Below are 14,931 nucleotides of genomic sequence, written 5' to 3' on the forward strand. Positions count from 1 at the left end.
CCCTTAGTTTTGATAGTGTGCGTCAACAAGATCGCCAGCCGACACAAAACCTTGTCCGACGGTGATGATGTTTACATTATCAGGCAGGCCCACCACCCAAACTTGATCCCGTTCAGACTTCACAATTTCCACCGGCGTAATCGTCACCGTATTGTCAATACTGATGGTTTTAATGGCGGTTCTGCCGGTGTCGTCTAGCGTTAACAATGCAGGAGACAAAGCATGGGCTTTTTGTTCATCCACAATGAAATCGACCGCCGCGGTAAGCCCTGCTGAAATTTTGTTATCGGGGTTGTCAATTTGCATCTCAACGCTGATGGTGCGGCTGGATTCGTTGGCTGTAGTGCTAACGTAAGACACAAAACCTTCCGCTTCATAGCCGGATTCCAAGCGAATATTGCCGGGCGTGCCAACAGCAATTTGATGGATTTTATTTTGCGGGATGTCCACTCGAACTTTAATGGGGTTGAGTGAAACCAGAGTACCAACCGTTGCGCCATTCGACAGAACTTGGCCAGTTTGTACGTCTAATGTATTTAAAATGCCGGAAAACGGCGCTGTTAGCGTAGCGTTTTCTAAATCAACCATTAACGCACTTTGCGTGGCTTTCGCAGACGCTAGATCGGTTTCGGCCTGAGCCAAGTTCACTTTTGAAGATAGATTAGTGCTATTGAGCTTTTTGATGCCATCTAGCTCAAGCTGTCGTTGTTTGACCAAGAGAGTGGCTTGCTCAATTTGTAATTTCAGTGTTCGGGTGTCAATTTGTAGAATCGGTTGGCCTTTTTTGACAAAGAGGCCTTTTTCAATGGGGAGCTTGGTGATTCGTCCTTGGTAGCTGTTGACCAGAGTGAGCGTCTCATCGGCTAAGGTTTTACCGCTCAATGGCAAATGCATTTCAATACGCTTTGGTGTGAGCGTTTTGGCTTGTACAGAATAGGCCAATTTACTCTCTGTTGAATGCGAAGAAGCGGTGTTTTCTGTAGGTTGGCTTTCTGTTGGACTGACGGTAACGCCATTACCACCGGCAAGCATCCAGCCGACCGTTGCGGTTGCTACGACAACGGCTGTGATTGGGCCTAACTTATTTTTTAACGCCATTTAACGCTCCAAGCTATTGAAAAGTTATTGTTATGTAAGCCTTAGTATATTCGCAAATAATAAGGAAGAAAGAGGTATTCTATAATATCTGAACAATTGGTCATGATGTTAATTGTTCGATTCCAGTATTAAAGAAGCAAATACCATTCTGAATAAAATATTCCTTTTCTTTTTATTCTTAAGTGACTTGTATTTGCTGAACCTTCGCTTAGAAGAATGATACTATACGGCCACAAAATTTTTACTTTATATGGATAGATATGAGTCTATTGTCGTTAGAACAGATCAGTGTTGCTTTTGGGCATAATCCACTGCTGTCAAAAATCAGTTTTTCAGCAGAAGCTGGAGAGCGTGTTGCCATTATCGGTCGTAACGGTGCTGGTAAATCTACATTATTAAAAGTCATCTCTGGTGAGCAAGTTGCTGATGAAGGGGTCGTGCGTTTAGAAGGTGGCATGACCATCGGGCAGTTACCACAAGAATTGCCTGACGCAAATGACAAAACCGTGCGAGAGGTGGTCAGTGAAGGTGCGGGTGAAGCGCACTCTCTTATGACTCGTTATTTCAAATTATTAGAAGATTTCGAGAATGATCACGCCAACGAGCTGAGTGATATTCAGACTGAATTGGATCGCATTCAGGGTTGGGATTTAGAGCAACGTGTGAACCACATGATTCAGCGTTTGGCTTTGCCTGCTGATAAGCTGATGTCTGAACTTTCTGGTGGTTGGCGTCGTCGTGTTATTTTGGCGCAAGCGTTGATTTCTAATCCAGATGTTTTGCTATTAGACGAGCCGACGAACCATTTGGACGTGCCAACCATCGAATGGATGGAGCAACAGCTTCAGCAATTCCGTGGTTTGATTTTGTTCATTACCCATGACCGTCGTTTCCTAGAAAAATTGGCTAACCGCATTATTGAACTTGATCGTGGCAATCTTATTTCCTTCAGCGGCAACATCACGGCTTTCCTTGCTTTTAAAGAGAAAATGCTTGAAGAAGAAGAGCGCGCAAACGCCTTGTTCGATAAACGTCTTGCTGAAGAAGAAGTGTGGATTCGTCAGGGCATTAAAGCACGTCGGACCCGCAACGAAGGGCGAGTGCGTGCTTTGAAAGCGTTGCGAGAAGAACGATCTCAGCGTATTAATCGTCAAGGTAATGCCAAAATGGCGATTGAGACCAAAGATAAATCTGGTAAATTGGTTGCCGAATTTACGCAAGTTGGTCACTCTTTTGAAGATAAAGTCATCCTACAGCCGATGGACTTTATGGTGAATCGTGGCGATCGTATTGGTCTGATTGGTCCAAATGGTTGTGGTAAAAGTACCTTCCTAAAAATTCTATTAGGCGATCTAGAGCCTGAAACCGGCACAGTGCGTCAAGGCACCAAGCTTGATGTCGCCTATTTCGATCAGCTGCGTGAGCAACTTGACCCAGAACAAACGGTTGCGGAAAACGTGGGTGAGGGCAAAGACGTTATCGAAATCAATGGTCAGAACAAACATGTTATTGGCTACCTTGGAGACTTCCTTTTCCCACCTGAGCGTGCTCGTACGCCTGTAAAAGCCTTGTCTGGTGGTGAGCGAAATCGTGTGTTGCTAGCGAAGTTATTTACTCGCCCAGCCAACCTTTTGATCATGGATGAGCCAACCAACGACCTAGATGTTGAAACATTAGAGCTGCTTGAAGAACTTCTGATGAACTACCATGGCACATTGTTGTTGGTTAGCCATGATCGTGCTTTCCTAGATAACGTGGTTACCAGTGTGATTGCGTTTGAAGGCGAAGGTCGAGTCAAAGAATACGTTGGTGGCTATCAAGATTGGATCCGTCAAGGTGGTAAATTCCCAACAGAATCCACGTCACAAACGGACGACGCGCCAAACAAAAAAGAAAAGGCCAAAGCGGAAGCCAAAAAAGTCGAAGAAGAGAAAAAATCTTCTGTGCAAGCTAAGCCAAAAGCCAAACTCAGTTATAAAATGCAGCGCGAATTTGACACTATGCCTGCGACCATTGCGAAGTTGGAAGAAGAGATCGCCGCATTGCATGTCACCACGAGCGCGCCAGAATTTTATACCGATGATGCGGATAAGGTTCAGAAAACTTTGGCAAAATTAGCGCATAAAGAAGAAGAGCTTGAAACAACCATGGAGCGTTGGTTAGAGCTTGAAGAAATGCAAAACGGGTAGATTATGACGAATAAAATTAAACCAGTTTCATTTATACCGCGCTTTTTTGGCGCTTTCGGTCAGTTCTTTAAATACATGGGGAGCGGCGACTATGCCGCTCGCTGTCAAACGGTGGATCAAGGCGAGCCATTTGCCTTCGAAGTCGAGCCGAAAGTCATTACAGAAGAAGTGGAAGTGATTCGTGAAATCGAAGTCGCTGCCCCTGCTTTGGACACGGTTAATGCAGACGGTGCGCATCAGTTATTGCAACTGTTGCAACAAGAAGCACGTTTTATCGATTTCATCCAAGAAAGCATTGATGATTACAGCGATGCGGACGTGGGTGCGGCATCTCGCCAAATTCACGCTGGTTGTTCTAAAGTGCTCAAGCAACATTTCACCATTGATGTGGTGTCTCTTGACGTATTGAATACCGCGGCGGAAAGCAGCCGTGTTGAAGTGCCAGCCGGTTATGACGCTAAGCAAATTAAGCTTGAAGGTCGTGTTGAAGGCGATGGTCCTTATGCTGGCTCATTAATTCACCCGGGCTGGAAGGTAACAGAAACACGTTTACCAAAAGTAACCAATACAGAAAGTCTGAACATTTTGGCGCCAGCTGAAGTCGAGGTATAAATCCATGAGTCAATATTTCATTGGTATCGACTTGGGTACCACGCATTCTGCTGTCTATTTTTCTCCATCTAGCCAAACCGCAAGCGAATCTGATCAAGTAGGGCGCATTCAGCAATTGGCAATTCCACAGTTTATTGCGGCTGGTCAAGTGGATGTTCGTCCTTTGCTTCCTTCCTTTGTGTATTTTCCTCACCAAAGCGAATTCCTAGAAAGTGATCTACAACTTCCTTGGGGCAAAGCAGGCGCTATCGTCGGACAGTTGGCGCGTGAGCTAGGAGCGAAATCTTCTGGCCGATTGGTACAAAGTGCTAAAAGCTGGTTATGCCATTCTCGCGTGAGTGCGGATGAAGCGGTATTACCTGTGGATGCGCTTGAAGAAGTAGAAAAAGTGTCTCCAGCCCAGGTGGCAGAAACCTTATTAGCGCATTTGGTCAGTGCATGGAGCCATCAATTTCCTGATGCGCCCATTGCTGAGCAAACCCTTGTTATAACTGTGCCTGCGTCATTTGACCCAGCTGCGCGTGCCATTACCGAACAAGCCGCAGAAAAAGTTGGTTTGCGTGCACGTTTAATCGAAGAACCGTTAGCGGCGTTTTATGCTTGGCTGAGCGATCAGACAAATTGGGCCGACAGCCTAGATGTTAACGAGCATATCTTGGTTGTCGACGTGGGCGGTGGTACAACAGATTTATCGTTAATCCAAGCGGTAGAGCAGGATGGAGCGCTTGGCCTTGAGCGTGTAGCGGTTGGTCGTCATATCTTGCTTGGCGGTGACAATATGGATTTGACGCTGACTTACCATTTGGCGGCTCAGCTAGCGCAAAACGGCACGAATCTTGATCCGTGGCAAATTAGCGGATTGACCCAAGCTTGCCGTGAAGCAAAAGAGCGTTTGTTAACCAATGCGGATTTAGAAGACGTGAGCGTTGTTGTGCCAAGTCGTGGTCGCAGTTTATTTAATAACAGTATCAAAGCCACCCTGACACAAAGCGACGTTCAGCAACTTTTGATCGATGGTTTTTTTCCTCAAGTTCAACTCGGTGAGCAGGCTCAAAAAACGGCCCGCAGTGGTTTTAGTGCGATCAATTTGGATTACGAAGGTGATCCAGCGATCACTCGTCACATCAGCGAGTTCTTAGCTCAACACGATGTTAAGCCAAGTAAGATTTTGTTAAACGGCGGTGTGTTTAACGCCAATGTCATTCGCAGTACATTGGAAGCGCGATTGGCTAGTATGCTGGGTGGCCGTGAAATAACGATGCTGACACCATCACATTTGGATCACGCGGTGGCCAAAGGTGCAACGTATTATGCCCAAGTGCAAGCCGAAGGCGGTGTTAAAGTAAAAAGTGGACTAGCGGCAAACTACTACATTGGTGTTGCCAGCCCCATGCCGGCGATTCCTGGCATGGCTCCACCGGTTGATGCGATTTGTGTCGCGCCATTTGGTTTGGAGGAAGGTTCAGAAGAGCAAATGCTGCCGAATGAGTTTTCTCTTGTGGTTGGTGAAAGTGTGACATTCCGTTTCTTCCAATCACAACACAGTGATGTCGATTCGGTTGGTAAAGTCATTGCGTCATTTTCTGTTCCCCAGCTAAATGAATTGAATCCTTTATCGATTCGACTTGATGCCGGTCACTACCAAGCTGGCGACATGGTGCGAGTCTATCTGACGGCCCGTGTTACTGAATTGGGGCTGCTGCTGTTACAAGCACACGACACCCAATCGGATCTAAGTTGGACGATTGAGTTTCAAGTCAGGGAGTCTTAAACCATGGCGCAGACGGCTTTTCCTTCTACTTATCGCGTAGGCATTGATTTGGGGACAACCAACTGTGTTGTCTCTTATATTCAAGTATCAAATGATTCGAATGTCAATGCGCCAGAATTATTGTCGATTCCGCAAGTGATGGCGGATGGTTCTGTGCAAGAGTTCACGCATTTGCCCAGTGCTATTTATGTTTTGGCCTCCGATGAAGTGGGTAAAATCGATCCGGTTTTGCCTTGGCGTCATCATGATAGAGAGCGCATCGTGGGTGTTGGTGCGTTGGCATTAGGTCAGCGTCGAGCAGGGCAATTGATACAAAGCGCGAAAAGTTGGTTAAGCCATCGTCAGGTCGATAGGCGCTCGGCTATTTTGCCTTGGGCGAGTGAGTTCCCGAAAAAGCTCAGCCCTCTTGAGGCCAGCAAGGTTCTTTTATTACACATTAAGCAAAGCTGGAATCATCGTTTTGCCGATGCACCGCTAGAGTCACAATCCATCGCGTTAACCTTGCCAGCATCTTTTGATGAAGAGGCGCGAGCGTTAACTTTGGAAGCGGCGAAATTGGCGGGGTTGCAGGATTTATATCTGCTGGAAGAGCCACAGGCAGCTTGTTATCACTACATCAGTGATGACGAAAAACTCGCTGCATTAGCGGACAAAAAAATGCTTTTGGTTGTCGATATCGGCGGTGGCACCAGTGATTTTAGTTTGGTGGCGATCAAGCCCACGTCAGCTAAAAACAGCAGCGTATCCCTTAAGCGTGTTGCCGTAGGCGAACATTTATTGCTGGGTGGCGATAACCTAGATCAAGCCTTGGCGTTTCAGTTAGATCCAAAGCAAATTTCTGCTTTATCAGCCACGCGTTTAGCGGCCTTGGTTCAGCAAACTCGTCAGGCAAAAGAGACGTTGTTGGGAGAAGGCGCGCCAGACTCGTTAAGCATTACAGTACTTGGTGGTGGTAGTCGATTAATTGGTGGCTCGCAGAAATTTGATGTCTCCAGAGACGCCTTGTTAGATCAAATTCACAATGGCTTTTTTCCTTTGGTGAATCATGATGACAAGGTGCAAAACAGCGATTACGCTATGCACACCTTGGGCTTACCTTACGAATCAGATCCTGCTTTTACACGCCATTTAGCGGCGTTCCTGCAGCAGCATAAAACGGCAATTGAAGCAGCAACAGGCTCTCCTATGCCGGATGCGGTGTTGTTTAATGGTGGTCTGTTTAATAGTCCAGTGTTGAAGTCACGTCTGATAGAACAACTTAATGCTTGGTCTGCTGAACCGATTCTTGCTTGTACTGCGGACGAACCTAACGACGCGGTGGCCAAAGGTGCGGCCATGTATCTAAACGCTTTAGCAGGCGAAAGTGCGCGTATTGAAAGTGGTGTGGCGCATAGTTTGTATTTGAAACTTGGTGAAGATCAATTCGTTGGCATCTTGCCAAAGGACACCCTGAAAGGCGAAACCATTCACTTGGAACAAGAGTTCTTTGTGACTTTGGGTCAGCAAGTTCAGTTTCCCTTGTATCGATCCGACGACCATATCAATTGTGTCGTCGGTAAGGTACGCGATCAAAATGGGCTGCATTACATTTCCACCTTGATGACAGAACTAGACGGTTCCATCGAGTCGCAAGAAACGGCGGTAAGCCTATCGGTGCAAATGACCGAAGTGGGTGTGTTGCAAGTGGTGTTAAACGCCAATAATCAGAAAGACCAGTGGCGTTTGGATTTCTCGACCCATGTGGGTTCCTCACAAGAGAATGAGCAAGCTGATGAAAGTGGTTTGCTGCATGCCAATATGGGGCAAGCTGAAGAGCATTTAGCTAAGTGTTTTTCCAGTGCGGGTCAAAAACAAAATCCTGACTTGGTTAAATCGCTTAAACAGGATTTGGACCAGCTGTTGGGCCATCGAGATAATTGGAATCTTGCCACGTCGCGGCGTTTGGTGGATAAACTGTTAAGTGTGAAATCAGGTCGAACAAAAAGTGCTCAGCATGAACGGCAATGGTTGCAGCTCATGGGTTATTGTTTGCGCCCAGGCTTTGGTGCTGAGGATGACTTAGCGCGAGTTCAGCAAGTAGTTAACATTACTAAAGCAGGCGTCCAGTTCGATACGGCACCCGTTTGGGGGCAGTATTGGACTTTGTATCGCCGAATTGCTGGTGGCTTATCGGTGGAACAACAAACGCATTTGTTTAAACAGTTTAGCCAGTACTATTCGCCAACAGGGCAGCGCTCTCGTGACAAGATGAAAGCGCTGACGACAAAATCCAGCGATGATCTGATCCGTTTAGTTGGTGCGTTAGAGAGTCTGTCTAACGAAGATAAAACCACTGCCATAGATTGGTTACTAAAGCGTTTGCAAAAAACATCTGAGCCAGACACGGCTTGGTGGACAATAGGGCGCATCGCTTCTCGTCATCTTTTATCTGGCAAGCAAGCGCAAAGAATTGCTGAGGATCAGCTCTTTCCGATTCTAGAAACCGTTCTTAAGGAAGATTGGAAGAAGCGCAAACAAGCCGGATTGGCCGCGGTTTTGATGAGCCAAGTCAGCCTTGGTGAATCCGAAAAACTGGGCGTTTTACGTAAAAAAGTGGCGAACAAACTCAAAAAGGACAAATGCCCAGCGCAATGGTTGGAACGTTTAGAAAGTCAAATTGAGATTAACAGTGATGAACTGAATGCCTTGGTCGGTGAAAGCTTACCTATCGGTTTGCGTTTATAAATTAACGCTTTATCACGGTCACCAAAGCAATGTGTTTGACCCAATCACTCGTAGTTCTTTTTCGCTTTGGTGACTTTTTCTAAGTACATTTGAGATTCCGATCTTGGGTGATCGTATCTAAGTTTCTTATACACATTGCTTGTGGATGTCTGGTTAATTTTGCTCATTGCGCGAGTCCGGTCAGTATCAAATGTTTTTAATACATTGCCAGTGCCGCCGTTATAGGCAGAGATCATCGAATATTCTTGGCTAGTTTTGTTTGCGACTTTGGCGAGGTAACGCGTTTGTAAAATGTACAAATAGGCGCTGCCGATGTCGATGTTGTTGGCGGGTGAAAAAAGCACTTCTTTGGTCGGTTCGCCGGATTTTTTCTTTACTAAATTATAAACGTCCCGACCTGCTGTCGCGGGTACGACTTGCATCAAACCATAGGCGTTCGCTGGGCTGACGGCGTATGGGTTAAACGAGCTTTCGGTTTCAATTATGCCGTAAATAAGCGCGGGCGATAAGTTATAGCGTTGCGCCGCGGCAATCACGTATTGGCTGTATTTTTCTTGCCGAAGGTGTTCGTGTTGGGCGACTAAATTAAACTCTACGGCGTAAACCGTTTTGCCATTGGATGTGAACTTTTTTAGTTTATTGGACACTAGATAATTAGAGTAGCGTTCCGCTCGCCAGCGATATTGTACCAATTTGCCATCGTGGTCTATGACTTGAGGGTATAAAAAAGGCACACCTTCGGTATTGGGTACATCGCTGGAAAAAATATCGGTTTTTGTTGGGTCCGCCGTGGTCAGTAATGTGGTGGCTACGGCTTGTTTAAGGGTGTTGAGAGGTTGCTCGGTCGTTAATGTTTCGACACGCACGGTGCCTTTTTCAAAGTCGACAATGGTTCTTGCCTGATAGTCATTTGTGTACTTAACGTACTTTTTCTTTTCAGGAAGTTCGCTATTACCTTTCCCCCATTTTTTATTTACTTTCTGATCCAATTCGGCGTACAGCGCTTTAATTGCTTTGATGTCTGCTCTTATCGCGTCTCTGGTGACTTTTGCTTGCTTGGCAATGGCTTTAACGTCATCAATGTCGTCTGCGTTTTTGATTTGCTTTGAAAGTTGATCCACAGAATCAACAGAGTCAAAGGACAATGGCAGGGACTGGCAGCCATTTAATGTTAGTAATAAAAAGCCGATGCATGCGGTGGCGGAGTGTCGGGCAATAGTTTCTAACATTAAATGACCTTGTGTATTATCGTTTAATTTAATGTGTTTAATTCAATGCGTTTGCTTTGCGAGCTTGGTGCAGTTTCTTATAGCTTTCGATTAAACGCAAATGCGGTTCTATTCCTTCGAGTTGCATGCTGGTTTTTGTAAGGCCATAGAATCTGACTTCGCCAGTCACAGAACCGACCACATTATCCATAATGTCTTTACCAAACATTCGATTGAAGTTATGTCGGAAGTCCTCTAGTTCCAGCTCGTCGTCTAACGTGACTTCCAGTACCGCATTCATTGCTTGGTAAAATAGCCCACGTTGAACGGTGTTGTCGTTAAATTGCAAGTATTCTCCCACCAGTTCGAGGGCGTCTTCATGAGCACCCAGTGCCAAGTAGATGAGGATTTTAAGTTCCATGATAGTTAACTGACCCCAGATTGTGTTTTCATCAAACACGATGCCTATCAAGGTGGGAATGTCTGTGTAATTATCAAGTTGGCTTTCTTCAAGTCGATTCACCAGGTTTTCCAGTTGTTCATCGCTTAAAGAGTGAAGGTTTAAAATGTCTTCACGGTAATCTAATGCTTTGTTGGTGTTGTCCCACACCAGATCTTCCACAGGATAGACTTCGGAGTAATCTGGCACCAGAATGCGGCAAGCGGAAGCGCCTAAATCGGTCAATTCCGCGACGTAAACCTCTTTCCCCAGATCTTCAAGTATGGCAAAAAGCGTATTGGCTTCTTCTTCGTTTGTGCCTGAGAAGTCCCACTCACAAAATTCGTAATCGTGTTTGCTGCTAAAAAAGCGCCATGAAATTACGCCAGTTGAATCGATAAAATGTTCCACAAAATTTTCTGGCTCGCTAACCGCCATGCTATTAAATGTGGGCTTAGGTACGTCGTTTAGGCCTTCAAAACTACGGCCTTGCATTAATTCCGTTAAGCTGCGTTCAAGCGCTACTTCAAAGCTTGGGTGGGCGCCAAAAGAAGAAAATACGCCACCTGTTTTCGGATTCATAAGCGTGACGTTCATCACTGGAAATTGTCCACCTAACGAGGCGTCTTTGACGACAATCGGGAAGCCTTGTTCTTCTAAACCTTGGATGCCAGCCAATATGCTGGGAAATTGCTCCAAAACCTGCATAGGGACATCTGGTAATACGATTTCTTGTTCAATAATTTGACGTTTGACCGCGCGCTCGAAAATTTCAGACAAACATTGAACTTGCGCTTCTAGCAAATTATTGCCTGCGCTCATGCCATTGCTTAAAAATAAATTCTCGATCAAATTGGAGGGGAAATAGACGGTTTCGCCATCAGATTGACGCGTATAGGGAATAGCGCAAATGCCACGCGCTTTATTGCCAGAGTTTGTATCAATAAGATGTGAGCCGAACAATTCGTCGTCTGGGTTATAAATGTCCAAACAATACTCATCCAGTAAGCCGACAGGTAGGGCGTCATCTTCCTCCAAAGGGAACCATTTTTCGTTTGGGTAATGAACGAACTCGCTGTTCGCAATCTCTGTCCCAAAAAATTGGTCATTGTAGAAAAAATTGTTGTTTAAGCGCTCGATAAATTCACCAAGCGCAGAACACAACGCGCTCTCTTTGCTTGCGCCTTTGCCGTTGGTGAAGCACATAGGCGAGGCCGCATCGCGAATGTGAAGTGACCATACGTTGGGGACGATGTTGCGCCACGATGAAATTTCGATCTTCATCCCAAGTTCCGCTAACATGGCCGTCATGTTAGCAATGGTCTGTTCGAGCGGTAAGTCTTTTCCTAAAATCACTGTGCTTGCTGCGCCGTCAGGCTGTGCCATCAGCATGGCATTGGCGTCAGCATCTAGGTTATCTACATGTTCAATTTTGAACTCAGGGCCAGTCTGTACGACTTTTTTAACCGTACAGCGATCGATGGAGCGCAAAATGCCTTCGCGGTCTTTGTCGGAAAGGTCGTCTGGTAGCTCGACTTGAATTTGAAATATTTGGTTATAGCGATCTTCTGGGTCGACGATATTATTCTGCGACAACCGAATGTTGTCCGTAGGGATGTCACGCGCCTTGCAATACACCTTAACAAAATACGCAGCGCACAACGCTGAGGACGCTAAGAAATAATCAAATGGACTGGGTGCAGACCCATCACCTTTGTAGCGGATCGGTTGATCGGCGGTGATGGTGAAATCATCAAACTTGGCTTCGAGTCTGAGATTGTCGAGAAAATTAACTTTGATTTCCATTGGATTTGTCCACTTTGTAGGGCGTGTGTGCAGGGGATTTACCAAGCAAGTGCGCTGGTAATGATCAATGCGGCAATTATCTTCGATAAGTGGGGGCAGAGTAAAATCAAATTGGCTATTTGGACAACAAATGCTTCCTCTTACCGTGTTTTTAACGCTAAAAAGGCAAAAGAAAGCATTCTGCTGGAAAGACGCTAGCCTCTTACTCGTTGAATGTTGATTAAGATAGGGCTTCCTGTCATAGGATCGGGAATAAGATCGCAATCAACACCATACAGTTCACGAACAAGTTCTTTGGTCATGATGTCTTTAGGGCTGCCTTGGGTGAGTATTTCTCCTGATTTCATGGCAATTATGTGGTCGGAATAACGGCATGCGCTTGGTAAATCATGGACCACCATAGCTAAGGTTTTACCCTGTTTTGATAAGGTTCGGATCAGCTCAAACACTTCGATCTGATGACCCAAATCCAGAGCTGAGGTTGGCTCGTCTAGCAAAAGCAATGGCGTTTCTTGTGCTATCGACATCGCAATCCAAGCCCGTTGCCTTTGCCCGCCAGATAAGGTGTCTAGTAGGCGGTCTTTTAGACCAATCAAATCCGCCGCTTTTAATGCGTAATCAATCGCATCTTGGTCATTCATCGCCCATTGCTTTAAAGCACTTTGATGTGGATGGCGACCAAAGCGGATTAGCTCTTCAATGGTAATACCATCAGGTGCCAACGTATCTTGGGGTAATAAGGCTAAACGACGCGCTACCTCTTTCGAAGGAAGAGAATGAATGTCTTTGCCATTAAGTAATACCACGCCAGAGCTTGGCGCATGGACGCGAGATAAACCATTGAGCAATGTCGACTTTCCGCACCCATTTGGCCCTACTATCGCGGTTACTTGACCTTCTGGCAGCGTGACATTGAGTCGTTCAATAATCGTGGTCTTGCCATGTTTAAGGGTAAGCTGCTCTGCTTCTAGGCGAGCATAAGAGGAGGAGTGGGTGTGCTGAAAAGCAGAGGCCGTCATAACGAGCTCCTTGAAGAGCGTTTAATAAGAATCCAAATTAGATAAGGTCCACCAACAACTGCCGTTACAATGCCTACGGGCAGCTCGATGGGGGAAAGAATTGTGCGCCCCACTAAATCAGCAATAACCATCACAAGTGCCCCAGTTAATGCAGAGCTCACTAATAGGATCCCCCGATAGCGTGCCAATACTCGGGCAATTTCTGGACCTACTAGCGCAACTAAGCCAACAGGCCCGGCCACTGACACAGCAAGTCCTGTCAATGTAATACACAACACCAGCGCAATAATGCGGATGTATTTGATGTTTGCTCCCAATCCCGTTATTACCTGATCTGAGAACGGTAGTAGGGCAAATTGAGACGCGAATACCAGACACGCCACAAGACAAACGGCAACGCCTGCCCCTAGAATGTGTACCATGAATGGGTCTCGCGCACTCAAACTGCCTACTGTCCACGGGTAAGCGCTGTTGGCCACATCGATACTTACTTGGCTTAATAATAGCTGGGTGACAGCGCCAGCGATGGCTCCAATACCAATGCCCGCCACAATAAAGCGATAGCCTCGAGTACCACTGCCGCCGGCTAAGCCAAAAGCTAACGCAGTTGCGGTTGCAGCGCCCGCTAATGCCATCGCTGACGGAGCAATCGACAACCCCATACCCACAACAGATGAAACAGCAAACGCCATCGCCGCGTTATCAATGCCGATAATGCCTGGCGTTGCCAGACGATTACGCGCCATCGTTTGCATTAGACAGCCCGCTAAACTAAAAGCCGCACCAGTAAAGACAGCGGCAAGTAAGCGTGGTAAGCGCAAGTCTTGAACAATGAATTGGCTCATGGGGGAACCGTGGCCAAATACGACAGCGATGACTTCTTTGGGGGATATCATCATGGTGCCAATACCCAGAGTCATGACACAAGAAAGAAGCAGAATTAGCACCAACCAAATGTTGCGCACGACGGCTTTTTTCTCGATCAGAATGCGGACTTTGTGACCCAAGGTTAAGAGTTTATATCCATTGGGTGGCACGGTTTCTTGTGTCGCATTGGGCATAAAAAGACGGTTAGGAATCATAATGTGGGCAGTCTATGTGATCGGACTATGAATAAAAGAACAGGCGCACCGACAATAGCCGTTAGCACACCCAGTGGCATTTCAGCAGGCTGAGCCACAAGTCGAGAAATAATGTCTGCTGTGATTACGATAATGGGACCCAATGGTAGGCAAAGCCATAACGTTCTGCGGATATCGGGACCTACTAAAGCCCTAGCAGCGAAAGGCACGACCAAACCGATAAACGCGACTGGGCCTGCAATCGCAGTCGCAGCACCCACCAATAATGCAACCGCAATAATAACGATGCCTCGAATTCGTCGTGGCTTATGGCCAAGACCAATAGCCACGCGCTCTCCTAGCGCCAAGGACGCAAGAGGCTTTGCTGTATATAAAATACAAATCAATGCCAATAGCATGGAAGGCAATACGCTGATGAGTGTGCTGGTATCACGTCCGGCAACACTGCCGGTTACCCAAAAGCGGATTTCATCAGCGGCTCTTTGATCAAACAATAAAATCAGTGATGTCATGGCGAGCAGTAAACTGGACAGCGCCGCGCCTGCGAGTACGAGGCGTATTGGGTCGTTTCTCTGGCCTTGCATTTTTGCCGTGCCGATGACGCAGAGACAACCGACCAAGGCACCAATTTGTGCAATACCAACAGTCAGTGTCGCCGTACTTGCACCCAAAACAAGTGCCATGGCAACAGCGAAAGAGCTGCCTGCGCTGACGCCAAGTAAGCCAGGTTCTGCCAATGGATTGCGTGCAACGGCTTGCATAAGAGCGCCCGCAATACCTAAGGTTAATCCGACAAACAATCCGACCAGTGTTCTTGTTAAACGCAAATGAAACACGGTGAATTCCGCATCAGCAGAACCGTGACCCAAAAGGGTTAGGAGTGACGCATGAGGCGCTAGTCCCCCAGCCCCCAATAATAAACTCAGCACACAGCAAAATGTCAGCACGAAAAGTGCTGACATTAAGACGCTGGGCAGTGGCCG

At 46.6% G+C, this 14,931-nt stretch carries 10 protein-coding genes; 4 read left to right on the forward strand and 6 right to left on the reverse strand.

Annotation, left to right across the window (positions count from 1 at the left end; all coding sequences use genetic code 11):
• Window positions 1-3 precede the first annotated feature (3 nt).
• Entirely contained in the window at window positions 4-1,098 is a 1,095-nt protein-coding gene (locus AABA11_RS07180; protein ID WP_265727735.1) for an efflux RND transporter periplasmic adaptor subunit, read from the reverse strand.
• A gap of 260 nt (window positions 1,099-1,358) precedes the next feature.
• On the opposite strand from AABA11_RS07180, the gene AABA11_RS07185 reads away from it, so the two are divergent.
• From AABA11_RS07185 to AABA11_RS07200, 4 genes are read left to right on the forward strand one after another with little or no spacing between them, the layout of a single operon-like run.
• Window positions 1,359-3,287 (forward strand): ATP-binding cassette domain-containing protein, encoded by a 1,929-nt coding sequence (locus tag AABA11_RS07185; protein WP_338266613.1) that lies wholly within the window; start codon window positions 1,359-1,361, stop codon window positions 3,285-3,287.
• 3 nt (window positions 3,288-3,290) lie between these two features.
• Window positions 3,291-3,899 (forward strand): DUF2760 domain-containing protein, encoded by a 609-nt coding sequence (locus AABA11_RS07190; protein ID WP_338266616.1) that lies wholly within the window; start codon window positions 3,291-3,293, stop codon window positions 3,897-3,899.
• A 4-nt stretch (window positions 3,900-3,903) separates the two neighbouring features.
• A complete protein-coding gene (locus AABA11_RS07195; RefSeq protein WP_338266619.1) occupies window positions 3,904-5,670 on the forward strand; it encodes an Hsp70 family protein in 1,767 nt (588 codons plus the stop codon).
• 3 nt (window positions 5,671-5,673) lie between these two features.
• Window positions 5,674-8,394, forward strand: coding sequence for a hsp70 family protein (locus AABA11_RS07200; RefSeq protein WP_338266622.1), 2,721 nt, complete (start codon window positions 5,674-5,676; stop codon window positions 8,392-8,394).
• 44 nt (window positions 8,395-8,438) lie between these two features.
• Here the strand turns inward: AABA11_RS07200 and AABA11_RS07205 are convergent, their stop codons facing one another.
• The 5 genes from AABA11_RS07205 to AABA11_RS07225 form a co-directional block, all read right to left on the reverse strand.
• Window positions 8,439-9,623, reverse strand: coding sequence for a murein transglycosylase domain-containing protein (locus AABA11_RS07205; protein ID WP_338266624.1), 1,185 nt, complete (start codon window positions 9,621-9,623; stop codon window positions 8,439-8,441).
• 37 nt (window positions 9,624-9,660) lie between these two features.
• Complete coding sequence (locus AABA11_RS07210; RefSeq protein WP_338266627.1) at window positions 9,661-11,847, reverse strand: OsmC domain/YcaO domain-containing protein; 2,187 nt, start codon at window positions 11,845-11,847, stop codon at window positions 9,661-9,663.
• A gap of 194 nt (window positions 11,848-12,041) precedes the next feature.
• Complete coding sequence (locus AABA11_RS07215) at window positions 12,042-12,866, reverse strand: ABC transporter ATP-binding protein (RefSeq protein ID WP_265727741.1); 825 nt, start codon at window positions 12,864-12,866, stop codon at window positions 12,042-12,044.
• Entirely contained in the window at window positions 12,863-13,948 is a 1,086-nt protein-coding gene (locus AABA11_RS07220) for a FecCD family ABC transporter permease (protein ID WP_338266629.1), read from the reverse strand. Before AABA11_RS07220 ends, AABA11_RS07215 begins: the two co-directional genes overlap by 4 nt.
• The gene (locus tag AABA11_RS07225) at window positions 13,945-14,910 is read right to left on the reverse strand and encodes a FecCD family ABC transporter permease (RefSeq protein ID WP_338266632.1); all 966 of its coding nucleotides are present in this window, start codon (window positions 14,908-14,910) and stop codon (window positions 13,945-13,947) included. Before AABA11_RS07225 ends, AABA11_RS07220 begins: the two co-directional genes overlap by 4 nt.
• Window positions 14,911-14,931: the final 21 nt, after the last annotated feature.

It is taken from the genome of Marinomonas pontica (assembly GCF_036322735.1).
Classification (GTDB): domain Bacteria; phylum Pseudomonadota; class Gammaproteobacteria; order Pseudomonadales; family Marinomonadaceae; genus Marinomonas; species Marinomonas pontica.

Excerpts from the sequence above, each read along its gene's own strand:
- AABA11_RS07180 (WP_265727735.1), bottom strand. The coding sequence starts at position 1,098 with ATGGCGTTAAAAAATAAGTTAGGCCCAATCACAGCCGTTGTCGTAGCA.
- AABA11_RS07185 (WP_338266613.1), top strand. The coding sequence starts at position 1,359 with ATGAGTCTATTGTCGTTAGAACAGATCAGTGTTGCTTTTGGGCATAAT.
- AABA11_RS07190 (WP_338266616.1), top strand. The coding sequence starts at position 3,291 with ATGACGAATAAAATTAAACCAGTTTCATTTATACCGCGCTTTTTTGGC.
- AABA11_RS07195 (WP_338266619.1), top strand. The coding sequence starts at position 3,904 with ATGAGTCAATATTTCATTGGTATCGACTTGGGTACCACGCATTCTGCT.
- AABA11_RS07200 (WP_338266622.1), top strand. The coding sequence starts at position 5,674 with ATGGCGCAGACGGCTTTTCCTTCTACTTATCGCGTAGGCATTGATTTG.
- AABA11_RS07205 (WP_338266624.1), bottom strand. The coding sequence starts at position 9,623 with ATGTTAGAAACTATTGCCCGACACTCCGCCACCGCATGCATCGGCTTT.
- AABA11_RS07210 (WP_338266627.1), bottom strand. The coding sequence starts at position 11,847 with ATGGAAATCAAAGTTAATTTTCTCGACAATCTCAGACTCGAAGCCAAG.
- AABA11_RS07215 (WP_265727741.1), bottom strand. The coding sequence starts at position 12,866 with ATGACGGCCTCTGCTTTTCAGCACACCCACTCCTCCTCTTATGCTCGC.
- AABA11_RS07220 (WP_338266629.1), bottom strand. The coding sequence starts at position 13,948 with ATGATTCCTAACCGTCTTTTTATGCCCAATGCGACACAAGAAACCGTG.
- AABA11_RS07225 (WP_338266632.1), bottom strand. The coding sequence starts at position 14,910 with ATGTCAGCACTTTTCGTGCTGACATTTTGCTGTGTGCTGAGTTTATTA.